The organism is Streptomyces sp. NBC_00344, assembly GCF_036088315.1.
Taxonomy (GTDB): Bacteria; Actinomycetota; Actinomycetes; order Streptomycetales; family Streptomycetaceae; genus Streptomyces.
The window spans coordinates 5,575,001-5,599,161 of the sequence record NZ_CP107996.1 but is presented as its reverse complement, the minus strand read 5'-3'; the positions used below and the strand labels follow the sequence as shown (position 1 = coordinate 5,599,161).

The 24,161-nt window shown below is 69.1% G+C and carries 17 protein-coding genes, 2 rRNA genes and 1 pseudogene; 4 read left to right on the top strand and 16 right to left on the bottom strand.

What is annotated here, in order from left to right; all coding sequences use genetic code 11:
* Positions 1 to 131: 131 nt before the first annotated feature.
* Positions 132 to 758, bottom strand: coding sequence for an NUDIX hydrolase (locus OHS16_RS25295; protein WP_328539544.1), 627 nt, complete (start codon positions 756 to 758; stop codon positions 132 to 134).
* 85 nt (positions 759 to 843) lie between these two features.
* Complete coding sequence (locus OHS16_RS25290; RefSeq protein ID WP_328539543.1) at positions 844 to 2,493, bottom strand: CTP synthase; 1,650 nt, start codon at positions 2,491 to 2,493, stop codon at positions 844 to 846.
* 408 nt (positions 2,494 to 2,901) lie between these two features.
* Here OHS16_RS25290 and OHS16_RS25285 point away from each other — a divergent pair, with 408 nt between their 5' ends.
* Both OHS16_RS25285 and OHS16_RS25280 read left to right on the top strand, forming a co-directional pair.
* A complete protein-coding gene (locus tag OHS16_RS25285) occupies positions 2,902 to 4,704 on the top strand; it encodes a glycoside hydrolase family 15 protein (RefSeq protein WP_328539542.1) in 1,803 nt (600 codons plus the stop codon).
* A gap of 52 nt (positions 4,705 to 4,756) precedes the next feature.
* Positions 4,757 to 6,346: a PucR family transcriptional regulator gene (locus OHS16_RS25280; protein WP_328539541.1), complete on the top strand. Its 1,590-nt coding sequence runs from the start codon at positions 4,757 to 4,759 to the stop codon at positions 6,344 to 6,346.
* 46 nt (positions 6,347 to 6,392) lie between these two features.
* On the opposite strand, the gene OHS16_RS25275 is transcribed toward OHS16_RS25280, so the two are convergent.
* From OHS16_RS25275 to OHS16_RS25250, 6 genes are all read right to left on the bottom strand, one after another.
* Positions 6,393 to 7,511, bottom strand: a complete 1,119-nt coding sequence (locus tag OHS16_RS25275; protein ID WP_328539540.1) for a glycosyltransferase family 4 protein — start codon at positions 7,509 to 7,511, stop codon at positions 6,393 to 6,395.
* Positions 7,512 to 7,675: 164 nt separating this feature from the next.
* Complete coding sequence (locus OHS16_RS25270) at positions 7,676 to 8,440, bottom strand: hypothetical protein (protein ID WP_328539539.1); 765 nt, start codon at positions 8,438 to 8,440, stop codon at positions 7,676 to 7,678.
* A 55-nt stretch (positions 8,441 to 8,495) separates the two neighbouring features.
* Complete coding sequence (gene recN / locus OHS16_RS25265; RefSeq protein WP_328539538.1) at positions 8,496 to 10,232, bottom strand: DNA repair protein RecN; 1,737 nt, start codon at positions 10,230 to 10,232, stop codon at positions 8,496 to 8,498.
* A gap of 143 nt (positions 10,233 to 10,375) precedes the next feature.
* Positions 10,376 to 11,305 carry an NAD kinase gene (locus tag OHS16_RS25260; protein ID WP_328539537.1) on the bottom strand — a complete coding sequence of 310 codons (930 nt, stop codon included), beginning with the start codon at positions 11,303 to 11,305 and terminating at the stop codon, positions 10,376 to 10,378.
* The gene (locus OHS16_RS25255; RefSeq protein ID WP_328539536.1) at positions 11,302 to 12,117 is read right to left on the bottom strand and encodes a TlyA family RNA methyltransferase; all 816 of its coding nucleotides are present in this window, start codon (positions 12,115 to 12,117) and stop codon (positions 11,302 to 11,304) included. The genes OHS16_RS25260 and OHS16_RS25255 overlap by 4 nt, the downstream gene beginning before the upstream one ends.
* A gap of 7 nt (positions 12,118 to 12,124) precedes the next feature.
* The gene (locus tag OHS16_RS25250; protein ID WP_328539535.1) at positions 12,125 to 12,418 is read right to left on the bottom strand and encodes a hypothetical protein; all 294 of its coding nucleotides are present in this window, start codon (positions 12,416 to 12,418) and stop codon (positions 12,125 to 12,127) included.
* Positions 12,419 to 12,460: 42 nt separating this feature from the next.
* Here OHS16_RS25250 and OHS16_RS25245 point away from each other — a divergent pair, with 42 nt between their 5' ends.
* Positions 12,461 to 12,808: an SCP2 sterol-binding domain-containing protein gene (locus tag OHS16_RS25245; protein WP_328539534.1), complete on the top strand. Its 348-nt coding sequence runs from the start codon at positions 12,461 to 12,463 to the stop codon at positions 12,806 to 12,808.
* Here the strand turns inward: OHS16_RS25245 and OHS16_RS25240 are convergent.
* The 4 genes from OHS16_RS25240 to OHS16_RS25225 all read right to left on the bottom strand — a co-directional run bounded on the left by OHS16_RS25240 (position 12,792) and on the right by OHS16_RS25225 (position 16,803).
* Positions 12,792 to 13,610: an ABC transporter ATP-binding protein gene (locus tag OHS16_RS25240; RefSeq protein WP_328539533.1), complete on the bottom strand. Its 819-nt coding sequence runs from the start codon at positions 13,608 to 13,610 to the stop codon at positions 12,792 to 12,794. The genes OHS16_RS25245 and OHS16_RS25240 overlap by 17 nt on opposite strands.
* Positions 13,611 to 13,630: 20 nt before the next feature.
* A complete protein-coding gene (locus tag OHS16_RS25235; protein ID WP_328540977.1) occupies positions 13,631 to 14,659 on the bottom strand; it encodes a FecCD family ABC transporter permease in 1,029 nt (342 codons plus the stop codon).
* A gap of 5 nt (positions 14,660 to 14,664) precedes the next feature.
* Positions 14,665 to 15,708 (bottom strand): FecCD family ABC transporter permease, encoded by a 1,044-nt coding sequence (locus tag OHS16_RS25230; protein WP_443042791.1) that lies wholly within the window; start codon positions 15,706 to 15,708, stop codon positions 14,665 to 14,667.
* A 66-nt stretch (positions 15,709 to 15,774) separates the two neighbouring features.
* Complete coding sequence (locus OHS16_RS25225; protein ID WP_328539532.1) at positions 15,775 to 16,803, bottom strand: HAD-IIA family hydrolase; 1,029 nt, start codon at positions 16,801 to 16,803, stop codon at positions 15,775 to 15,777.
* A gap of 67 nt (positions 16,804 to 16,870) precedes the next feature.
* Between OHS16_RS25225 and OHS16_RS25220 the strand changes: the two genes are divergently transcribed.
* Positions 16,871 to 18,223, top strand: a complete 1,353-nt coding sequence (locus OHS16_RS25220) for a DUF1015 domain-containing protein (protein ID WP_328539531.1) — start codon at positions 16,871 to 16,873, stop codon at positions 18,221 to 18,223.
* A gap of 94 nt (positions 18,224 to 18,317) precedes the next feature.
* On the opposite strand, the gene OHS16_RS25215 is transcribed toward OHS16_RS25220, so the two are convergent.
* The 4 genes and pseudogenes from OHS16_RS25215 to OHS16_RS25200 form a co-directional block, all read right to left on the bottom strand.
* Complete coding sequence (locus OHS16_RS25215) at positions 18,318 to 19,127, bottom strand: hypothetical protein (RefSeq protein WP_328540975.1); 810 nt, start codon at positions 19,125 to 19,127, stop codon at positions 18,318 to 18,320.
* A 354-nt stretch (positions 19,128 to 19,481) separates the two neighbouring features.
* Positions 19,482 to 20,078 (bottom strand): annotated as a pseudogene (locus OHS16_RS32170) (tetratricopeptide repeat protein); the annotation flags it as partial.
* A 587-nt stretch (positions 20,079 to 20,665) separates the two neighbouring features.
* Positions 20,666 to 20,782, bottom strand: a 5S ribosomal RNA gene (gene rrf / locus OHS16_RS25205).
* 118 nt (positions 20,783 to 20,900) lie between these two features.
* Positions 20,901 to 24,024 (bottom strand): 23S ribosomal RNA (locus OHS16_RS25200).
* Positions 24,025 to 24,161 lie beyond the last annotated feature (137 nt).

The following is a 24,161-nucleotide window of genomic DNA, read 5'->3' as shown; positions in this document are numbered from 1 at the left end:
CAGCCCGCCGGGGGTCCGGACGGGACAGTGCCGAGCGTAGTTCAGGCAGCGGGACGGATCGGGCGGACCGCAACGGCGGAATCCGCCAACCGGTTCAACGGATCATCCGATTGACGGACCGAGTGCTCCGGCTACGCCTCGAACGGACGGGCCGGCCAGGGCGCGTCCGCCGGGCGGAGCGCATCGAGCCCGTCGCCGTTCAGTGCGGCGGTGAGTGCCAGGACACCGACGACCAGACAGGTGTTGTGCAGATCCCCCGCAAGCACACCGCGTACCAGCTCCGCCGGATCCACCCGTGCGAGTTCCATGTCGGCCTCCTCCTCGGAGACCTCGAACCGCTCACCCTCGACCTCGGAGACATCACGGGCGAGGAAGATCCGTACGGCTTCGTCGCAGCCTCCCGGCGTGGTGTAGACGTCGGTCAGCACCCGCCAGTCCTCGGCCTTGACGTGCGCCTCCTCGTAGAGCTCGCGCTGCGCGGCGTGCAACGGGTTCTCTCCGGGGATGTCGAGCAGACCGGCCGGGATCTCCCAGAGCTTGTGGCGTACCGGGTGCCGGTACTGACGCAGGACGAGGACCCGGCCCTGCTCATCGAGCGCGAGGACGGCCACCGAGCCGGGATGGACCTGGTAGTCGCGGTGGACGACCATGCCGTCGGGCATGACCACATCGTCGGTGCGGACGCTTGTCTTGTTGCCGGTGAAGGGAGTCCTGGTCGCCGTGACCTGCCACTCGGCGGGGGTGTCCTTGATGCCCATGAAAGCGTCCTCTCCAGAACGTGAACCGGGGCAGGAGCCTCAAGAGACCCCGCCCCGGTCAACCGTATCGCTGTACAGCAGCCCGCTACTCGCCCGTCTTGCGCTCCACAGCGGCCTTCACCAGGCCCGCGAAGAGCGGGTGCGGCCGGGTGGGCCGGGAACGCAGTTCCGGGTGGGCCTGGGTGGCGACCAGGTAGGGGTGCACCTCGCGCGGGTACTCGACGTACTCGACGAGCTTGTTGTCCGGGGACGTGCCCGAGAAGACCAGACCGGCCTTCTTCTCCAGCTCGGCGCGGTAGGCGTTGTTGACCTCGTAGCGGTGGCGGTGGCGCTCCTCCACGTACGGCTCGTCGGCGTAGGCCTCCCGTACGACCGAGCCCTCGGCGAGCTTCGCCGGGTAGAGGCCGAGCCGCATGGTGCCGCCCAGGTCGCCCGCGCCCTCGACGTACGCCAGCTGCTCCTCCATGGTGGAGATCACCGGATGCGCGGTGGTCGCGTCGAACTCGGTGGAGTTGGCGTCCGGGATACCGGCGACGTTCCGGGCGGCCTCGACGACGATGCACTGCAGGCCCAGGCAGAGGCCGAGCAGCGGAATCCGGTTCTCGCGGGAGTACTGGATCGCCCCGACCTTGCCGGTGACCCCGCGCTCGCCGAACCCGCCGGGGATGCAGATGGCGTCCACGTCACCGAGCTGCTTCGCGGCGCCGGCCGGTGTCTTGCAGTCGTCGGACGCGACCCACTTGACCTTGACGCGGGCCTTGTTCGCGAAGCCGCCCGCACGGATGGCCTCGGTGACCGAGAGATAGGCGTCGGGCAGATCGATGTACTTGCCGACCAGGGCGACGGTGACCTCGTGATCGGGGTTGTGCACCCGGTCCAGCAGGTCGTCCCAGGTGGTCCAGTCGACATCACGGAAGGGCAGGTCGAGCTTGCGTACCACGTAGGCGTCCAGGCCCTCGGTGTGCAGGACCTTCGGAATGTCGTAGATCGACTTGGCGTCCACACAGGCCACCACGGCGTCCTCGTCGACGTCGCACATCAGCGAGATCTTGCGCTTGATGGCGGTCGGGACATCGCGGTCGGCGCGCAGCACGATGGCGTCCGGCTGGATGCCGATGTTGCGCAGCGCGGCCACCGAGTGCTGGGTGGGCTTGGTCTTCAGCTCGCCGGACGGGCCGATGTAGGGCAGCAGTGAGATGTGCACCACGAAGACGTTGTCGCGCCCGACCTCGTGGCGGACCTGGCGGACGGTCTCCAGGAAGGGCAGCGACTCGATGTCCCCGACGGTGCCGCCGACCTCGGTGATGACCACGTCGACGTCGTCGGTGGCCATCCGGCGGATGCGGTGCTTGATCTCGTTGGTGATGTGCGGGATGACCTGCACGGTGTCGCCGAGGTACTCGCCGCGGCGCTCCTTGGCGATGACCGTCGAGTAGACCTGGCCTGTAGTGACATTGGCGGAGCCGTCCAAGTCAACGTCGAGGAAGCGCTCGTAGTGTCCGATGTCCAGATCGGTCTCGGCACCGTCGTTGGTGACGAAGACCTCACCGTGCTGGAAGGGGTTCATCGTGCCGGGGTCGACGTTCAGATACGGGTCGAGCTTCTGCATGGTGACCCGCAGGCCGCGCGCCTTGAGGAGTGCACCGAGGCTGGAGGCAGTCAGACCCTTGCCGAGGGAGGAGGCGACACCCCCGGTGACGAAAATGTGCTTGGTCGTCGTGGATTTGGGCTGCATGGCCAAGAGGGGGCTCCCGTGGTCGCGATCTGAGGTGCGTGCCGGCACGAGGCCCCGGAAAACTCCGGGGGTGCCGTCGCTGCGGTTCGGGGGTGTGATGACCACCGGTCCACGGGCCACCAGGGTATCAGCGCCGGCGGGACCCTGCCTCCGACCGCATTCAGCATCACGTTCACCGTGAGGTTACAACTCACTCACCTGACGCTCACTCGTTCGGCGCAGTCAGGTTGCCGAACCCGTCATGCGGATCACTAGGGTGCGTCGTATCCTGCTCGGACACTCGCTGCCGAGACGGCCGGAAACCGGCACCACCCCGCCCGTTCCCCGGAACAAGCGCTCGTCAACGATCCCTTGACTGCAACGCAAGCGCCCCAAGGGGCGACGTGGCCGTTCGACTGGAGATTGCACGTGGCCGGGCGCATCGAGGATTACGCACTCATCGGAGACATGCAGACCGCTGCCCTGGTCTGCCGGGACGGCACGGCCGATTGGCTGTGCCTGCCCCGCTTCGACTCACACGCCGTTTTTGCCGGACTGCTGGGAACGGAGGAAAACGGCTTCTGGCGCCTGGGACCGGCCCATGCCGCTTCGGCATGCCCACCCGACGCCGACCGGCGCCGCTACCGCGGGGACTCCCTGATTCTCGAATCGGAGTGGGACACGCCACGCGGCACCGTCCGTGTGACGGATTTCATGCCGCCCCGGGACGGCGCACCGCAGCTGATCCGGATCGTCGAGGGTGTCACCGGGCGCGTCCCGATGCGCTCCGCGCTCCGGATGCGGTTCAGCTACGGGCGGGTGACCCCGTGGGTCCACAAGATCGACGGCCGTACCGTCGCGGTCGCCGGCCCGGACTCGGTCTGGCTCGACACCTCGGCCGAGACCTTCGGCGAGGACCTCACGACCTACTCCGACTTCACCGTCGGCCCCGGCGAACGGGTCGCCTTCACGATCAGCTGGGAGCCCTCTCACAAGGAGCCGCCGGCCCTGCCCGAGCCGGAGAACGCGCTGGTGGCGACGGAGGACTTCTGGCGTGAATGGGTCGAGCAGTGCACGTATCACGGCCCTTACCGCGAGGCCGTGGTCCGCTCACTGATCACGCTCAAGGCGCTCACCTACGCGCCGACGGGCGGGATCGTGGCAGCGCCGACGACCTCGCTGCCGGAGGACATCGGAGGCTCCCGCAACTGGGACTACCGCTACACCTGGCTCCGTGACGCCGCGATCACCCTTTCCTCGCTGCTCCGCACCGGCTACCGCGAGGAGGCCCGGGCGTGGCGCGAGTGGCTGCTGCGGGCTGTCGCGGGCGATCCGGAGAACCTCCAGATCATGTACGGGATCGCCGGGGAGCGGGAACTGGGCGAGGCGGAACTCGACTGGCTGCCCGGCTACGAGAACTCGGCGCCGGTCCGGGTCGGCAACGGCGCCGCCGGCCAGCTTCAGCTGGATGTCTACGGTGAGGTGACCGAGGCCCTGCACCTCGCCCATATGACGGGGCTGGCCCGCAGCGACTACGCCTCGCTTCTCCAGCTGAAACTGATCCGCTATCTGGAGGACCACTGGAACCAGCCCGACGAGGGCATCTGGGAGGTGCGCGGCCCCCGCCGCCACTTCGTGCACTCCAAGGTGATGGCCTGGGTCGCCGTCGACCGGACCATCAAGCTCATCGAGTCCGGGGACGCGGACGGCCCGCTCGAGCGCTGGCGGGAACTGCGCGACGAGATCCACCGCGATGTCTGCGAAAAGGGCTACGACAAGGAGCGCAACACCTTCACCCAGTCCTACGGGTCGCAGGAACTCGACGCGTCCTTGCTGCTCATCCCGCAGATGGGCTTCCTGCCGCCGGACGACAAACGGGTGATCGGCACCGTCGAGGCCATCCAGCGCGAACTGTCCACGACCGACGGATTCGTACTGCGCTACCCGACGACCGGCGGAGCAGCGGGGGTCGACGGCCTGGAGGGCGACGAGGGCGCGTTCCTGGCCTGCTCCTTCTGGCTCGCCGACGACCTGGCGATGATCGGGCGGGTCGACGAGGCGCGGAAGCTCTTCGAGAAGCTGCTCTCGCTCCGCAACGACCTGGGTCTGCTCGCCGAGGAGTGGGACCCGCGGCTCCAGCGCCAGGTCGGCAATTTCCCCCAGGCGTTCAGCCATGTGCCGCTGATCGACACGGCGCTGCGGCTGACTGCATCGGGGGCGTACGGCGGCTGACCTGCGGCCGGACGCTTCCGGGCGGCGTCCGGCCCCCTGTAGCGTCCGGCCCATGGAGAACCAGGGCGGGATCACGGTACGGCGGGCGCTCGAGCTGCCGGGGCTGCGCGGCGGCCTGCCCGAGGTGGTCACCGGCGCCGACCGGCTGAACCGCACGGTGCGCTGGGTGCACGCGGGTGAGGCGCCCAACATCGCGTCGCTGCTCAAGGGGGGCGAGCTGCTGCTCACCACCGGGCTCGCGCTCGGCACCCGGCCGGCCGAGCAGCGGGCGTTCGTGCGGCAGCTCGCCGAGCGGGGCATCGCCGCTCTCGTGGTGGAACTCGGTCCGCGCTTCAGCAGACTGCCCACCACTCTGGTGGAGGCAGCCCGCTCGGCCGGGCTGCCGCTGGTCCAGCTGCACCGCGAAGTGCCCTTCGTCTCGGTGACGGAAGAGGTCCACACCGAGATCGTCAACGGGCACCTGGCGCTCCTGCAGCAGGCCGAGGAGGTTCACCGGCGGTGCACCTCGGCCCTGCTCAACGGTGGCGGGGTGCCCCAGGTGCTCTCCGTGCTCGCGGACTTCACCGCCAACCCGGTCTTTCTCGAGACCCCGGACGGACAGCTCCTGTACGCCGCGGGCCCCGACGAACCACTCCAGGTGTGGGAGGGGCTGCGCGGGCACCGGCCGGCCGGTGCCGTCCTGGTGGAGGTACCCGGTGGTGGTTCGGGCCCCGGTGCGGTCCGGGCCAGGCTGGCGCTGCTGCCGGTGTCGGCGCCGCTCGCACCGGTCCACCGGATGGCCGCCGAACGGGCGGCCGGTCTTCTCGCGGTGGTCCTGATGCAGGCGCGTCAGGAGGAGGAACTGGCCGCACGTGGCCGGGGTGACTTCCTGACCGATCTGGCCGAGGGCCGGATCTCGGCCGATGACGCTCCGGCGCAGGCCCGGGTACTGGGCTTCAGGCCGGGCAGCGGTCCGCTGCTGCCCGTGGTGATGCGGCTGGCGGCCGAGCTGTCACCCTCCGGCAACTGGGCCGTGCTGGCCCGCGCCGTCCTCGAGGAACTGAGCGCGGTCGGGGTGCCGGTCCTGTTGGGTGTACGGCCCGTGGAGGGGCGCGTGCCACTCCTCCTCGGACTCCGTACGGAATCGGAACGTGCCGCGGTGGCCGACCGGGTCGCCGTCGCGCTGCGGGCGGGGGTGGAAAGGGCCGGGCTGGAGCGTGCCGGCGCTCATCCGCCGGTCGTGGTGGTCGGGGTCCCGGGCGGCTGGGCGGCGGCGTCAGCCGGGCTGCGGCACGCGGCGGAGGCGGCGACCGCGGCGCAGGGGCTTCCCGAGCGCCCCTGGTACGACGCCCGTCGTCTCGACATCGATCTGCTGCTGTGGCGGCTGCGGGACCAGCCCGACCTGGCGGCTTTCGTGGACCGGGCGATCGGCCCACTGCGCGAGCACGACCGCACGTCGCGGCCCGCGCTGCTGCCCACCCTGCAGACGTATCTGGCGCATGCGGGCCGCAAGGCGGAAACGGCACGCGAGCTGCACCTCAACCGCCAGACGCTCTACAACCGGCTGGCGCGGATCGCCGAACTGCTGGGCACCGATCTGGACGACCCGCAGACCGTGCTGGCCCTGAGTCTGGCGCTGCGCGCACGCAGGCACACGACCTGATGGCCCCGCCCGGCATGGACGGAGGCCGGGCGCGCCGTACGACGTCTCAGCGTGACCGGTCCCGCTGGGTCAACTCGTCGTAGACGCTGAGGACCTGCGCCACCGTCTCGTCCTCGGTCGGCCAGCTCGCGGCCTGCGCGCGCCCGGCATCGGCGAGCATCAGCCGGCGTGCCGGGTCGGCGAGCAGACCGGTCACTCCGGCTGCCAGTGCCACGGGGTCCCCGTACGGCACGAGTTCGGCCGCTGTGCCCACCAGTTCGGGCATTCCGCCGACGGCAGTGGCGACCAGCGGCACGCCGAGCCGGAGGGCTTCCTGCGCCGGCAGGGAACGTGCCTCCCAGCGGCTGGGAATGACAGCGGCATCAGCGGCGGCGAGGAGTTCCGTGATGTCGTCCCGGCTGCCGATGAGCTGTACGGCAAGCGCTTCCGCCTCGATGCGGCGCTGCAGGGCCGGCCGCTCCCGGCCCTCGCCCGCGATGACGAGCAACGGCACCGGATCGAGGTGCTGCCAGAGCCGGGCCGCGTCCAGCAGTGTGCCGTAGCCACTGTGCGGTGTCAGACTTCCCACCGCGACGAGCAACGGCCTTCCTACAGCGCCCAGTTCGGCCCGGATTTTGCCATCGGTACCGCTCCGCACCACCCGCGGCGCGGCGACCGCCACCGGCGCGAGCCGCGCGTCGCGCGCCCCCCGGCTGCGGGCCCTGTCGACCAGATCCGTCGATGTACCGAGCACCACTGCCGCCGCAGTCGCCACTCTCCGCTCCACCAGCCGGACCAGATGGCGGCGCGCGCCCTCCGCCGGGGTACGGGTGTGCCAGGTGACGACGAGCGGCAGCCGCTGCCCACTGAGCGCCAGCGCGGTGCGCACGGCGGCGTTCAGCCCGTGCGCATGCACGACGTCCGCGCCCGCGCAGGCGGCGCGGAGTGCGGCGACGGCCGCCGGATCGGTGCGCCGCGGCACGGGCAGGAAGCGGGCGCCCGCACCGCTGTAGCCGTGGGCGCTTTCCAGTTCGGCGGGGGCGCACACGGTGACGTGCACGCCCCTCTCGACGAGCCCTCCGGCGATCGAACGGACATGTGCGCTGCTGCCCGCGCTGCCCCCGCCGAGTACCTGGACGGCGCGCAGAGGCGATCGGCCGTACGTCGGGAACGGGGTGCTGCTCACTGGCCGGAGCTCCTGAGTCGGCGGCGGACGGGGGCGTTGCGCCCCAGGATGCCAGTCCGCACGTGCGTTCCGGCATTGCCCTGGGGCGGGGGCACGGCGCGATCGGGTCGGCGCCGAGGGGTATCACTCACATGGGTGAGCGGATGGCGGGGCGAGCCCGTGGCTCAACCCGCGGCCGCCCGGCTCACCTTGTCACCGTACGCCGCGGCGGTGACCAGTGCCGCCGCGTGGGCTGCGAGTCCGGCCCGGCCGTTGCCCACGACGATCGCCACGCCGAGAGCCGCGCCCAGCGCATGCGCGCCGGCGTCCCCGATCATCGTCTGTTCCCCCAGGTCGTCGATGACGACGGCAGCCGCCGCCCCCAGCGGCACAGCGGCAGCCACCCCTGCGGGGCCACGCCTCAGCAGACCGGGGGCGGCGAGTCCGAGCACGCCGATGGTGGCTCGTCCCGGGCGCACATCCACCAGGTTGACGAGGTGGGCGGTGCCGGCCACCACGATCCCGGCGAGGAGCCGGTCGACCGGGCGCTCCTTGAGCAGGGTGCCCGCGGCGAGAGCTGCTGCTCCGATACCGAACAGCTTCACCGCGCCACTGGTGACCTCGCCCTCACGCAGCGCGGAAAGGTGCGCCCCGAACCCCCGGCGCGTGTCGCCCGCCCCCGCGATGTCGTCGTACCCCCCGCACACACCCGCGGCCAGTACGGCGAGCGCGGCGGCCTGGCGGGTGCGCGGGGGGAGCACGGCGGCCCCGAGCAGGGTGCCGGCGGTGGCCGCCGGACCGGCGAAGAGATCGACGGTACGGCCGGCGTAATTCTTGCGCTGCCAGGGCGAGGAACCACCCGGCGGGCGACGGCGCAGTACGCCGGCGACGGTGCGGGTCGTGCCGAGGGCGGCGAGAAATGCGGCTGTCCTGACGCCGTGTCTGCTCATCCCGCCACCCTAGGGGGCGTCCGCCGGGGCTCCTGCGCCGGGGAGAGCGCCCTTCTCACCCGTCCGCCCGCGCTGTCGCCAGCAGTTCCTCGGCATGTGCACGGGCCGTCTCCGAATCCTCCTGGCCCGCGAGCATCCGGGACAGCTCGCGCACCCGGTCCTCACCTTCGAGGACCGTGACACCGCTGCTCGTCACCGATCCGTCGTTGGTCTTCTCCACCAGGAGCTGCCGGTCGGCGAAGGCGGCGACCTGCGGAAGATGCGTGACGACGACGACCTGGGCGGTCCTGGCCAGCCTGGCCAGCCGGCGGCCGACCTCCACGGCCGCCTTGCCGCCCACCCCGGCGTCCACCTCGTCGAAGAGATACGTGGGTACGGGATCCGATCCGGCGAAGACGACCTCGACGGCGAGCATGACGCGCGAGAGTTCACCTCCCGAAGCGCCCTTGGAGATCGGCCGGGCCGCGGCCCCCGGATGGGGTGCCAGCAGGAGTTCCACCTCGTCGGCGCCGAGCGGGCCGTAGGCGACGAGCCGGCCGCCGACCTCGACGCCCTCCGGGTCCTCGGTCTGCCGGATGTCGATCGAGACCCGGGCGTGCGGCATGGCGAGCGAGGCCAGCTCATCGGTGACCGCACCGGCGAACCGGTCCGCGGCCTCGGTGCGGGCGTCGGTGAGCGCCTGTGCCAGACCTGCGAGTTCGGCCCGCAGCGCGTCCCGCTCCTCCGTCAGTTCGCCGATCCGGTCGTCGTCGCCCTCCAGCTCGGTGAGTCGCGCTGCGCTCTTTTCGGTCCAGGCGAGCACCGCGGCGATGTCCGCGCCGTACTTGCGGGTGAGCTGGGTCAGCGCGGCCCGCCGCTCCTCGACCGCGGAGAGCCGGAGCGGGTCGGCGTCGAGGTTGTCGGCGTATCCAGCGAGCTCACCCGAGACGTCGGCGAGCAGGATGCCGATCTCGCCGATGCGTTCGGCGAGCGCGGCGAGCGCGGGATCATGGGACCGCACCGTGTCCAGCGCCCGGCCGGCTCCGGCGACGAGCGTGGTCGCGTCGACGCTCTCCGGGTCCTCCGGATTGCCGGCCAGCGCGGTGTGCGCGAGCGAGGCGGAGGAGGCCAGGGCCTCGGCGTGTCCCAGCCGTTCGGCCTCTGCGGCGAGTTCGGTGTCCTCGCCGGGCAGCGGCTCGACAGCCGCGACCTCCTCGAGTCCGAAGCGCAGCAGGTCTGCCTCCTGGGCCCGCTCGCGGGCCCGGGTGGTGAGCTCGTCCAATTCCACGACAACGGCGCGCAGCCGCCGGTAGGCGGCGGAGTACTTGGCGTGCGGTACGGCCACCGCGTCCCCGGCGTACCTGTCCAGGGCCTGCCGCTGTCTGGCGGGACGCAGCAGCCCCTGCTGATCGGTCTGCCCGTGGACGGCGACGAGCTCGTCGGCGAGTTCCGCCAGGAGTCCGACCGGCACCGAACGTCCGCCGAGGTGCGCCCGTGAACGGCCTTCGGCGGAGACCGTCCGGCTGATGAGCAAGGCGCCGTCGTCCAGCTCGGCGCCGGCCTCCTCGGCCCGTAGCGTGGCGGCCGCGCCCGCGGGCATCCTGATCCGCCCCTCGACGACCGCCGACTTGGCGCCGAGCCGCACCAGGGCGGGGTCGGCGCGCCCGCCCAGCAGCAGCCCCAAGCTGGTCACGACCATGGTCTTGCCCGCGCCGGTCTCACCGGTCACCGCGGTGAAACCGGGTGACAGCTCCACCACCGCGTCGTCGATGACTCCGAGCGACCGTATCCGCATCTCCTCCAACACGGACACGACCTTACGAGGTCCGGGGCCCGGTGCGCGACGGACCCCGAACCGTCACGCTCCGCAACCGGGATCTCCGCACACCTGCGCAGCCGGAAAATCCACCGCGAGCGGCCGGTGGCGCAAGGCAAGCGGCACTGCTGGAACCGGGCCTAGTTCGGTGCCCCGCGCCATCCGGCCACCGGGAGTGCGAACTTGGCCACCAGCCGGTCGGTGAAGGACGCGTGATGCAGCCGGGCCAGCCGTACCGGCACCGCACCGCGCCGCACCTCCACCCGGGCACCGGCCGGCAACTCGACCGAACGGCGCCCGTCGCACCACAGCACCCCGTGCGGAGTGTGCGGCTGCACCTCGACGGCGAGCACCGATGTCGGTGAGGTCACCAGAGGCTTGGCGAACAGTGCGTGTGCTCCGATGGGGACCATCAGCAGCGCCTCCACCTCGGGCCACACCACGGGGCCGCCCGCCGAGAAGGCGTACGCGGTGGACCCCGTCGGAGTGGCGCAGACGACGCCGTCGCAGCCGAAACCGGTGACCGGACGCCCGTCGATCTCGAGCACGACCTCCAGCATCCGCTCGGGTTCGGTCTTCTGGACGGCGGCCTCGTTGAGCGCCCAGTCCCGGTGCACGATGCTGCCGTTGTTGTGGACGATGACATCGACGGTCATGCGTTCCTCGACCTGGTACGAGCGGGAGACCACCCGGTCCACGACCTTGTCCAGGTCATCCCGCTCGGCTTCGGCGAGGAAGCCGACCCTCCCGAGGTTGACACCGAGCATCGGCACTCCGGACGCCCGGGCGAACTCCGCGCCGCGCAGCAGGGTTCCGTCCCCGCCGAGCACCACCAGCAGTTCGCAGCCGTCGAGGCAGGCGGGTGTCGCCTCCGGGGCCAGTTCGACCGCGGAGGGCAAGGGCAGATCCACCGCCTCGGCCTCCAGCACCCGTACGCCGATACCGGACTTCAGCAGCCCGTCCACCACGCGTTCCGCACTCCGGATCGCGGCCGGCCGTCCGGTGTGCGCCAACAGGAAAACGGTGCGTTCCGCGCCCGGTTCCGCTGAAACTGGTGCTGTGTCTGTCACTGAGGCCCCTCCGCCACTGCACGGTCCACGTCCGCCGGATCGAGCGCGGGCGCATCTGCCCGCAGCCACAGAAAGTACTCGACATTTCCCGAAGGGCCGGGGAGCGGGCTCGCCGTGACCCCGCGGACGCCGAGACCGAGGGCCGCGGCCTGCCCGGCCACGGTCCTCACCGTCTCCGCCCGGAGCTCCGGGCTGCGGACAACCCCGCCGCTGCCGAGCCTGTCCTTGCCGATCTCGAACTGGGGTTTGACCATCAGCACCAGGTCGGCGTCCGGCCCGGTGCACCGGGCCAGAGCGGGCAGCACCAGTCCCAGCGCGATGAACGAAAGGTCTCCGACGACCAGGTCGACCGCCGTTCCGCCGATCCCTTCGAGCGTCAGTTCACGTACGTTCGTACGGTCCTTCACGGTGACCCGGTCGTCGCTCTGCAGCGACCAGGCGAGCTGCCCGTAACCGACGTCCACCGCGACGACCTGTGCGGCACCCGACCGCAGCAGTACGTCGGTGAAGCCACCGGTCGAGGCGCCGGCGTCCAGTGCCCGCCGTCCCTCGACCCGCAGCCCGAGCGGTGTGAAGGCCGCGAAGGCTCCCGCGAGCTTGTGCCCCCCGCGCGAGACGTAGTCGGGGTCGCTGTCGTCCTTGCGCACGACCACGGCCGCGCTGGTCTCGACCTGGGTGGCCGCCTTCGTCGCGGTGGCGCCGCCGACGGTCACCCGCCCCGCGGCGATCAGCTGGCTCGCGTGCTCCCGCGAGCGGGCGAGGCTCCTGCGGACCAGCTCGGCGTCGAGGCGGCGGCGTGCCACTCCTGCCACGTTCGGTTCAGCTCCTGCTGTTGTACGGATGGGGGCCGGGGGCCGGGGCCGGCGGCCCCGGGGGCGTGTCGAGCGCGTCCAGCGCCTCACGCAGCCCCCGGTGTACATCCTCGTACACCTCGATGTGCCCGTCGGCGGCGAGGTGGTCGGCGTCGCCCAGCCGTTCGAGCACCAGGTCGATCCCGTCGTCACCGGTGGGGGTACGCGTCAGGCCCAGGGGGGCGGGCGCGGCCGGGTCGTGCACCGCACCGGTGGCCGGCCCGGGCTGCGGGCCGGAGGGCTCCGGCGTCGAGTCGCTCATGCCCAGACGCTACCGCGAAGGGCTGCGGTACCGTCGATCACGATGGCGACGACAGAAGAGTGCCGCAGTGCCCTCGACAGGCTCTCGGACAACATGGCACAGGCGAACAGCGAGGTGCGCAGCGCGGCGGCACTCGACCGTTCGCTGAGCTGCCGCATCACCGATCTCGATATCACGTTCACCGGACGTCTGGTGGACGGCCGGATCCAGGTGCTGGACACGCTGCCGGGCCCGCCACAGGACAAGGCGGAGATCCGGCTCGCCATGAAGGGCGACGATCTGCTGGCCCTGGTGGCGGGAGAGCTGAACTTCGCCAAGGCCTGGGCCTCGGGCCGGGTGAGTCTGGAAGCGGGATTCCGCGATCTGCTGCGCCTCAGGACACTTCTGTAGCCCCGGCGGTACGCACCCGGGCCTTCCGCGCCGCGGGGATCACCAGCGGTGTACCCGTCTGGGGGTCGTCGATGATCTGGCAGCTCATGCCGAAGACCCGTTCCACGAGTTCGGCGGTGACCACCTGTCCGGGCGGGCCCTCGGCGACGATACGGCCGTCGTGCATCGCGATGAGATGGGTGGCGTAGCGAGCGGCGTGGTTCAGGTCGTGCAGTACGGCCACCAGGGTGCGCCCCTGGGTCTCGTGCAGTTCCGCACAGAGATCCAGCACGTCGATCTGGTGCTGGATGTCGAGGAAGGTCGTCGGTTCGTCGAGCAGCAGCAGGGGTGTCTGCTGGGCCAGCGCCATGGCGATCCAGACACGCTGGCGCTGTCCGCCGGAGAGTTCGTCGACAAAGCGATCAGCCAGCTCACCGACCCGGGTGGCGGCCATCGACTCCTGGACGACCTGTTCGTCCTGCGGTGACCACTGGCGCAGCAGACCCTGGTGCGGGTACCGGCCGCGTGCCACCAGATCGGCGACCGTGATCCCGTCCGGCGCGATCGAGGACTGCGGAAGCAGCCCCAGGGTCCTGGCGACCTTCTTGGCCGGCATGGATCCGATCGTGTGTCCGTCGAGGAGCACCCGCCCCTGCGAGGGCTTCAGCATGCGGGAGAGGGCACGCAGCAGAGTCGACTTGCCGCAGGCATTGGGGCCGACGATGACGGTGAAGGAATGATCGGGGATCTCCACCGAGAGGTTCTCCGCGATGATCCGCTGCTCATAGCCGAGGGTGACCGATTCGGCGGTGAGTCGCTGCATGGCCGTGCTCCTGGAAGTCATCAGATCCGTCCTGCCTTGCGTTCGGAGACCAGCAGCCACAGCAGGTAGCAGCCACCGATCACGCCGGTCACCACTCCCACCGGCAACTGCCGGTCGCCGAAGGCCCGCTGGGCGATCCAGTCGGCGACGAGCAGCAGGGTGGCCCCCATGAACGCCGAGGGGAGGAGGTTGGCGCCCGGCGAACGGGTGAGCCTGCGGGCCAGCTGGGGCGCGCTCAACGCCACGAAGGCGATCGGCCCTGCGGCGGCGGTGGCCACCGCGGTGAGCAGCACCGCGGCGAGCACCAGCAGCAGCCGGGTCCGCTCGACCCGCACTCCCAGGGCGTGGGCCGCGTCGTCTCCCATGTCCAGCATTCGCAGATTGCGGCCGTATCCGAGAACCACCGGTACCAGGACCACGCAGGTCACCAGCAGTGGCCGGAACTGGCCCCAGTCGCGTCCGTCGAGCGAACCTGTCATCCAGACCACGGCGCGGGTGGCGTCGACAAGATCGGCCTTGGTGAGGAGATAGCTGTTGCACGCGGTGAGCATCGCGGCCGCGCCGATACCCACCAGCACCAGCCGGTAGCCGTGCACCCCGCGCTTCCACGCGAGGGTGTACACCGCGACACCGGTCACCAGACCTCCCACGACGGCGCCGCCGGCCACGGCGGTGGCTCCTCCGTGGAAGAGCACGATCACCGTCAGCGCCCCGACACTCGCTCCCTGCCCGAAGCCGATCACGTCCGGACTGCCCAGCGGATTGCGGGAGATGGACTGGAAGACCGCGCCCCCGATACCGAGCGCCGCTCCGACGAACAGCCCCACAAGGGCTCTCGGCAGCCGCAGGTCGTTGACGATGAACTCCTGCCCGGCGGTGCCTCCGCCGAAGAGGGTGCGGACCACATCGCCGGGCGCGATCGGATAGTCACCGCTCCCGATGAGGACGACACCGCTCGCCAGCGCGACCACCGCCAGCAGCAGCGCGACGACCACGGCCCTGATGTCCACCCGCAGGGAGAGCCCGCCGGGGGTGCGTATCGCATGCATCACTTTCACAGCTGGGCCATCCTCCGGCGGCGTACGAGAAAGATGAAGACGGGCCCTCCGATGAGCGCGGTCACAATGCCCACCTGGAGTTCGGCGGGGCGGGCCACGACCCGGCCCACCACATCGGCGCCGAGCAGCAGGACCGGTGAGAGCACCGCGGCGTACGGCAGGGTCCAGCGCATATCAGGACCGGTGAAGGCCCGGACGATGTGCGGCACCATCAGCCCGATGAAGACGATCGGGCCGCACGCCGCGGTCGCGGCCCCGCAGAGCAGCGTGACGGCGATCATCGCCAGCACCCGGGTACGGGTCAGATGGGCGCCCAGGGCCCTCGCGGTGTCGTCGCCCATCGCCATCGCGTTCAGCGGCCTGCCGATCAGCATCGACACGGCGAGCCCCACCGCGATGAACGGCCACACCTGGGAGACGGTGGCCCCGGTGGCCGAGGCCAGCGAACCGACGGTCCAGAAGCGCAGTTTGTCCAGCGCGGCCGAGTCCAGCAGCTGTACGGCGTTGACATACCCGAACATCGCGAAGGTGACCGCCGTGCCCGCGAGCGCGAGCCGCACCGGATTCGCGCTGCGTCCACCGCTGAGCGCGTAGACGACCACCGAGACCACGGCGGCCCCGGCGAACGCGAACCACACGTAGGCGGTGAGCGATGTGATCCCGAGGAAGCTGATGGCGGAGACCACCGCAGCGGACGCCCCCGCGTTGACGCCGAGAACGCCGGGCTCGGCCAGCGGGTTGCGGGTGAGCGCCTGCATCACCGCTCCGGCGACCCCCAGCGCTGCTCCTACGAGCAGGCCGAGCACCGTGCGCGGCAGCCGCACCTCACGGATGAGAACATCGTCCGCGCTGCCCGAGCCGTGCGCCAGCCCGTGCCACACCTCGCTCAGCGGCACCGCCTTGGCGCCGATCGCGATGCTCGCGACGGCGACGAGCAGCAGCACCGCAAGGGCCAGCAGCAGCCCGGCGGCGCGCGGCAGCGAACGCTTGAGGGGCGCGGGGGCAGGATCCGCGCTCTGTCGGGGAGGACTGTCGACCAACACCCGGTTAGGTTAGCCTACCCTGGCAGACCGAACCCCGGTGGGCCTCGATGGCTTCGGAGTGCCTCAGAGGTCCAGCCGGGAAAGTGCCTTCCCGGCGTCCCGTTCGCAGGTACCGTCCCCCGCGTCCGTCCAGGCCGCGGCACAGAGGGCGCGCAGCCCGTCCAGTGGCTGACCGTCGCCCTCCAGGGCCAGCTCTCCCTCCCGGACGAACGCGGTCCAGCCGCCGCACCCGAATCCGCCGTCCCTGTCGGTCACTTCGGGCTGCCCCGTCAGCAGTCCGCGCAGATCCGCGTCCACATAGACCGGCCGGTGTTCGGGTTTCGCGGCGAGCAGCTGCGCCCCGTCCGTCACGCCGGTCAGCACCAGCAGCGAGTCCACACCTCCGTTGAAGGCACCCTCGATGTCGGTGTCAAGACGGTCCCCGACCACCAGCGGCCGCTCGGCCCCGGTCCGCAGCACGGTCTCCCTGTGCATCGGAGGCAGTGGTTTCCCTGCCACCTGCGGCTCGGCGCCGGTGGCGATCCGTACGACCTCCACGGCAGCCCCGTTACCGGGCGCGATCCCCCGGGCGCTGGGGATGGTCAGGTCGGTGTTGGAGGCGAACCACGGCACCCCGCTGTTGATCGCGTACGCGGCCTCGGCGAACCGCGCCCAGGCCAGCTCGGGTCCGCCGTAGCCCTGCGCCACGGCCGCGGGGTCGTCGTCGGCGGAATCCACCGGCTCGAGGCCACGCTCGCGCAGTGCGGCCTTCAGCCCCTCCCCGCCGATGACCAGCACCCTCGCGCCGCGCGGAACCTGATCGGCGATCAGCCGGGAGACCGCCTGCGCCGATGTGATGACGTCGGTGCCGTCCGCGGGAACTCCGAGCTCGGTCAGGTGGCGTGCCACGGCTTCCGGTGTCCGCAGCGCGTTGTTGGTGACATAGGCGAGGTGCATCCCGCCGTCCCGTGCCGTGCCGAGCGAGGCGACGGCGTGAGCGATCGCCTCACCTCCCGCGTACACCACGCCGTCCAGGTCGAGCAGAGCGGTGTCGTACGCCTCGTTCAGCGCCGTCGTACTGCTGTCGGGCCTGGTTCTGCTCTGCCGGCTCATCGCACTCCTCACCATGGGTTCCTCCCCCGATCATCCCGCATACCCGAGCCCCACTTACCATGCACCAATGAGCACAAGTGGTCAGCATGCGGACACCGGATTGCAGCTGCTCCCTTTCCGCGGGCTGCGCTACGTCCCCGAGCAGGTGGGCAGCCTCGCGGCCGTCACCTCTCCGCCGTACGACGTGGTGGTGAGGCCCGACGGGCTCCAGCACCTGGAATCGGCCGACCCGCACAACATCGTGCGGTTGATCCTGCCGCAGGCCGGTACCGCTGCCGCCCGGCATGAGCAGTCCGCGGCCACGCTGTCCCGCTGGCTCGCGGAGGGCGTTCTCGCCCACGATCCCGAACCCGCCCTGTATGTCTACGAGCAGCGCAGGGGCACGCTGCTTCAGCGCGGTCTGATCGGCGCACTGAAGCTGTCCCGCCCCGAGGACGGCGTGGTCCTCCCGCATGAGGACGTGATGCCGGACATCGTCGAGGACCGGGCGGCGCTGATGCGGGCGACTGCCGCCAACTTCGAGCCGCTGCTGCTGACCTACCGCGGCGACGGCGGTCCGGCCCCGGTGGATGCCGCAGCAGGCACGGTGGACGCGGCTTCGGCCGGCGCCGGCATGCCGGGGGCGGTTGGGGACGGCGGGGCCGCGGCCGTCATCGAGCGTGCCGTCTCACGTCCGCCGCTGCTCGCGACGACCACCGAGGACGGTTTCAGGCACCGCCTCTGGTCGCTCACCGATGCCGGGGAGATCGCCGAGGCCCAGTCCGACCTCGCCCGTCACCAGGCGCTGATCGCCGACGGGCACCACCGCTGGGCGACCTATCTCCGGCTGCACACCGAGCACCCCGGACCGGGCCCCTGGAGCCACGGCCTGGTGCTGCTCGTCGACACGGTGCGTCATCCGCTCGAGGTGCGGGCGATCCACCGGCTGCTGCACCGGCTCCCGGTGGCCGACGCGCTCGCCGCGGTGGAAGGCCTCTTCCGCGTCCGTACGATCGAGGGTCTCGCGCCTGCCCTGGCCGCCCTGGCCGCTGCCGGGGCCGACGGAAACGCCTTTCTGCTGGCGGGAGACGGGCGGTTCCATCTCATCGACCGGCCGGACGAGGGTCTGCTGGCGCGTACCGTCCCCACCAGCCGGCCGCCGGCCTGGCGCACCCTGGACGCGACGGTGCTCCATCACGCACTGCTCGACGAGGTCTGGCGGATCCCGGACACCCCTGACCACATCATGTACATCCATACCGCTGATGCGGCCGTCGAGCAGGCGGAACGCAGGGGAGCCACAGCCGTTCTGATGCATCCGGTACGTGAGGAGGTCGTGCTGGACCTCGCCAGGCTGGGGGTGACCATGCCCCGCAAGTCGACCTCGTTCGGGCCGAAACCGGCCACCGGACTGGTGCTGCGCAGCCTCGGCAACGACTGAACCGATATGCGAAGAGGGTGGCAGCCCCGGAGTGAATTCCGGGGCTGCCACCCTCTTCGCGTTGTCACCCTCGTCCGGTCACCCGGACGCGGTTTCAGTGCCGGTCGTCGCCCTGGTCGTCGGCGTCGCCGTCCGCGTCAGGGACCTCGTGCTGCCCGTGCGGCTCCTGCGGCTCGTGGTGAGCGGAGTCGTCGTGCGGCTCGTCGCCGGACTCGTCGATCGACTCGTGCTCGACATCGACGAACTCCACGCCTTCCAACTCAGCGAGCCGGTCGGAGGCATCGGTCGAACCGTCCTTGTCGGACTCGATGGTCTTGGCGAACCACTCGCGGGCCTCGTCCTGACGCCCGGCCGCCAGCAGCGCGTCGGCGTAGGCATATCGCAGCCGAGCGGTCCACGGCTGTACGGAGTTCGACGCCAGCTCCGGGCTCTGCAGCGTGACGATGGCCGCGTCGATCTGCCCCATGTCACGCCGTGCACCGGCCGCGACCAGACGCATCTCGACCTGGCCGGCCTTGTCGAGCTTCTGCACCTCGGGCTCGCCTGCCATGGCCATGGCGCGCTCGGGGCGTCCCAGTCCACGCTCGCAGTCGGCCATCACGGGCCACAGGTCGACGGTGCCGGTCATCCGGCGCGTCGCACGGAACTCTGCGAGGGCTTCCGTGTACTTCTGCGTGGCGTACGCGGCGAAGCCCGCAGCCTCGCGCACGGCGGCCACTCGCGAGGCCAGACGCAGTGCGATACGCGAGTACTCGTACGCCTCGTCCGGGTCCTCGTCGATCAGCCGGGCCACCATCACCAGGTTCTTGGCGACGTCCTCGGCGAGGGTCTTCGGCAGGCTCATCAGCTCCTGCCGCACATCCTTGTCGATCTCCTGACCAGTGACGTCGTCCGGGATCGGCAGCCGCTTGACGGGCTCACGCTCACGGTCGCGGTCGTCCCGCTGGAAGCCACCGCCGCGCTCGTCACGCTGCCCACCGCGATAGCCGCCGGCGCGGTCGTCACGCTGTCCACCGCGGTAACCACCGCGGTCGTCACGCTGCCCACCGCGGTAACCGCCGCCACCACTGCTGGGCCGACCACCGCGGTCGTCGTCCCGGCGCGGGCTGCTCGGGCGGTCGTCACGGCGGAAGCCGCCGCGGTCGTCTTCACGGCGCGGCGTGCTCGGACGGTCGTCACGGCGGAAGCCGCCGCGGTCGTCTTCACGGCGCGGCGTGCTCGGACGGTCGTCACGACCACCACGGAAGCCGCCGCCCCCGGCGCTGCTGGGGCGTCCGCCACGGTCGTCGCGGCGGGGGCCGCCTGAACGGTCGTCACGGCGCTCGAAGCCGCCACCGCTGGGACGTCCACCACGGTCGTCGCGTCGATCGTCTCGGCGGGGGCCGCCTGAACGGTCGTCACGGCGGAAGGGCGGACGGTCGTCGCGCCGGGCGAACCCGCCGCCGCTGGGACGTCCACCACGGTCGTCATCACGGCGCGGAGTGCTCGGACGGTCGTCACGACCACCACGGAACCCGCCGCCACGGCTGTCACCACGGCTGTCATCGCGACGGAAACCACCGCGGTCACTGCCACGGTCGTCACGCTGCCCACCGCGGTAACCGCCGCCACCACTGCTGCTGGGCCGGCCGCCACGGTCATCACGGCGGAAGCCACCGCGGTCGTCTTCACGACGCGGCGTGCTCGGACGATCGTCACGACCACCACGGAAGCCGCCGCCCCCGGCGCTGCTGGGGCGTCCGCCACGGTCGTCGCGTCGATCGTCTCGGCGGGGGCCGCCTGAACGGTCGTCACGGCGCTCGAAGCCGCCACCGCTGGGACGTCCACCACGGTCGTCGCGCCGGTCGTCTCGGCGGGGGCCGCCTGAACGGTCGTCACGGCGGAAGGGCGGACGGTCGTCGCGCCGGGCGAACCCGCCGCCGCTGGGACGTCCACCGCGGTCGTCATCACGGCGCGGAGTGCTCGGACGGTCGTCACGACCACCACGGAACCCGCCGCCACGGCTGTCACCACGGCTGTCATCGCGACGGAAACCACCGCGGTCACTGCCACGGTCGTCACGCTGCCCACCGCGGTAACCGCCGCCACCACTGCTGCTGGGCCGGCCGCCACGGTCATCACGGCGGAAGCCACCGCGGTCGTCTTCACGACGCGGCGTGCTCGGACGATCGTCACGGCGGAAGCCACCACGGTCGTTGTCCCGGCGCGGAGTACTCGGACGGTCGTCACGACCACCGCGGAACCCGCCCTGGTCACCGCCGTCCCGGCGACGCGGCTCGCGCTCCGGACGGTCGTCGGGGGAGTTGGTGGACATCGGTGTGACTCCTGTCTTCGGGTACCGCAGTCATTCTCACGCAGCCGGACGTCCGACGCGCTTCGGGAAATAAAAAAAGGACCTTTGGTCCCAGCATGAACGCTGGGACCAAAGGTCCTTCAAAGATTGTTCGGCGGTGTCCTACTCTCCCACAGGGTCCCCCCTGCAGTACCATCGGCGCTGAAAGGCTTAGCTTCCGGGTTCGGAATGTAACCGGGCGTTTCCCTAACGCTATGACCACCGAAACCCTATTTGGGCTCTAGCGAACAAGCACACTCTTCAATTAAGAATTAAGCAGTGAAACTTTGTTCCGCAGGCACGACTGTTCGTGGTCTGGGAACTACACAGTGGACGCGAGCAACTGAGGACAAGCCCTCGGCCTATTAGTACCAGTCAGCTCCACCCGTTACCGGGCTTCCACATCTGGCCTATCAACCCAGTCGTCTACTGGGAGCCTTAACCTCTCAAGGAGGTGGGAATACTCATCTCGAAGCAGGCTTCCCGCTTAGATGCTTTCAGCGGTTATCCTTTCCGAACGTAGCCAACCAGCCATGCCCTTGGCAGGACAACTGGCACACCAGAGGTTCGTCCGTCCCGGTCCTCTCGTACTAGGGACAGCCCTTCTCAATATTCCTACGCGCACAGAGGATAGGGACCGAACTGTCTCACGACGTTCTAAACCCAGCTCGCGTACCGCTTTAATGGGCGAACAGCCCAACCCTTGGGACCGACTCCAGCCCCAGGATGCGACGAGCCGACATCGAGGTGCCAAACCATCCCGTCGATATGGACTCTTGGGGAAGATCAGCCTGTTATCCCCGGGGTACCTTTTATCCGTTGAGCGACGGCGCTTCCACAAGCCACCGCCGGATCACTAGTCCCGACTTTCGTCCCTGCTCGACCCGTCGGTCTCACAGTCAAGCTCCCTTGTGCACTTACACTCAACACCTGATTGCCAACCAGGCTGAGGGAACCTTTGGGCGCCTCCGTTACTCTTTAGGAGGCAACCGCCCCAGTTAAACTACCCATCAGACACTGTCCCTGATCCGGATCACGGACCGAGGTTAGACATCCAGCACGACCAGAGTGGTATTTCAACGGCGACTCCACAACCACTGGCGTGGCCGCTTCAAAGTCTCCCACCTATCCTACACAAGCCGAACCGAACACCAATATCAAACTGTAGTAAAGGTCCCGGGGTCTTTCCGTCCTTCTGCGCGAAACGAGCATCTTTACTCGTAGTGCAATTTCACCGGGCCTATGGTTGAGACAGTCGAGAAGTCGTTACGCCATTCGTGCAGGTCGGAACTTACCCGACAAGGAATTTCGCTACCTTAGGATGGTTATAGTTACCACCGCCGTTTACTGGCGCTTAAGTTCTCAGCTTCGCACGCCCGAAAGCGCACTAACCGGTCCCCTTAACGTTCCAGCACCGGGCAGGCGTCAGTCCGTATACATCGCCTTACGGCTTCGCACGGACCTGTGTTTTTAGTAAACAGTCGCTTCTCGCTGGTCTCTGCGGCCACCCCCAGCTCATGGAGTAAATCCAATCACCAGTGATGGCCCCCTTCTCCCGAAGTTACGGGGGCATTTTGCCGAGTTCCTTAACCATAGTTCACCCGAACGCCTCGGTATTCTCTACCTGACCACCTGAGTCGGTTTAGGGTACGGGCCGCCATGAAACTCGCTAGAGGCTTTTCTCGACAGCATAGGATCATCCACTTCACCACAATCGGCTCGGCATCAGGTCTCAGCCTTAATGTGTGACGGATTTGCCTATCACACGGCCTACACCCTTACCCCGGGACAACCACCGCCCGGGCTGGACTACCTTCCTGCGTCACCCCATCGCTTACCTACTACCACCTTGGTTCAGCGGCTCCACCACTCCCCTCAACTCCGAAGAGATCAGGGCGGCTTCACGGCCTTAGCATTAATGGGCTCAGTATTGGGCGTTTCAAAGCGGGTACCGGAATATCAACCGGTTGTCCATCGACTACGCCTGTCGGCCTCGCCTTAGGTCCCGACTTACCCTGGGCAGATCAGCTTGACCCAGGAACCCTTAGTCAATCGGCGCACACGTTTCTCACGTGTGTATCGCTACTCATGCCTGCATTCTCACTCGTGAACCGTCCACCACTGCCTTCCGGCGCGGCTTCACCCGGCACACGACGCTCCCCTACCCATCCATACAGGCGTTGGCCCTATGTGTATGAATGACACGACTTCGGCGGTACGCTTGAGCCCCGCTACATTGTCGGCGCGGAATCACTTGACCAGTGAGCTATTACGCACTCTTTCAAGGGTGGCTGCTTCTAAGCCAACCTCCTGGTTGTCTCTGCGACTCCACATCCTTTCCCACTTAGCGTACGCTTAGGGGCCTTAGTCGATGCTCTGGGCTGTTTCCCTCTCGACCATGGAGCTTATCCCCCACAGTCTCACTGCCGTGCTCTCACTTACCGGCATTCGGAGTTTGGCTAAGGTCAGTAACCCGGTAGGGCCCATCGCCTATCCAGTGCTCTACCTCCGGCAAGAAACACACGACGCTGCACCTAAATGCATTTCGGGGAGAACCAGCTATCACGGAGTTTGATTGGCCTTTCACCCCTAACCACAGGTCATCCCCCAGGTTTTCAACCCTGGTGGGTTCGGTCCTCCACGACCTCTTACAGCCGCTTCAACCTGCCCATGGCTAGATCACTCCGCTTCGGGTCTAGAGCGTGCAACTCAAACGCCCTATTAGGACTCGCTTTCGCTACGGCTTCCCCACACGGGTTAACCTCGCTACACACCGCTAACTCGCAGGCTCATTCTTCAAAAGGCACGCAGTCACGACTGACAGCACAAGTGCTGCCAGCGACGCTCCCACGGCTTGTAGGCACACGGTTTCAGGTACTATTTCACTCCGCTCCCGCGGTACTTTTCACCATTCCCTCACGGTACTATCCGCTATCGGTCACCAGGGAATATTTAGGCTTAGCGGGTGGTCCCGCCAGATTCACACGGGATTTCTCGGGCCCCGTGCTACTTGGGAGTCACACAAGCAAGCCGTTGATGTTTCAGCTACGGGGGTCTTACCCTCTACGCCGGACCTTTCGCATGTCCTTCGCCTACACCAACGGTTTCTGACTTGCCCAACAGCCGGCAGACTGTTGAAGTGCAATCCCACAACCCCGCATGCGCAACCCCTGCCGGGTATCACACACATACGGTTTGGCCTCATCCGGTTTCGCTCGCCACTACTCCCGGAATCACGGTTGTTTTCTCTTCCTGAGGGTACTGAGATGTTTCACTTCCCCTCGTTCCCTCCACACTGCCTATGTGTTCAGCAGCGGGTGACAGCCCATGACGACTGCCGGGTTTCCCCATTCGGAAACCCCCGGATCAAAGCCTGGTTGACGGCTCCCCGGGGACTATCGTGGCCTCCCACGTCCTTCATCGGTTCCTGGTGCCAAGGCATCCACCGTGCGCCCTTAAAAACTTGGCCACAGATGCTCGCGTCCACTGTGCAGTTCTCAAACAACGACCAGCCACCCATCACCCCACCCATACAGGCGAGTTCACTGGGGCCGGCAACCGAAGACACAGGCATAGCCCGTACCTTCAGATACCCAACAGCGTGCC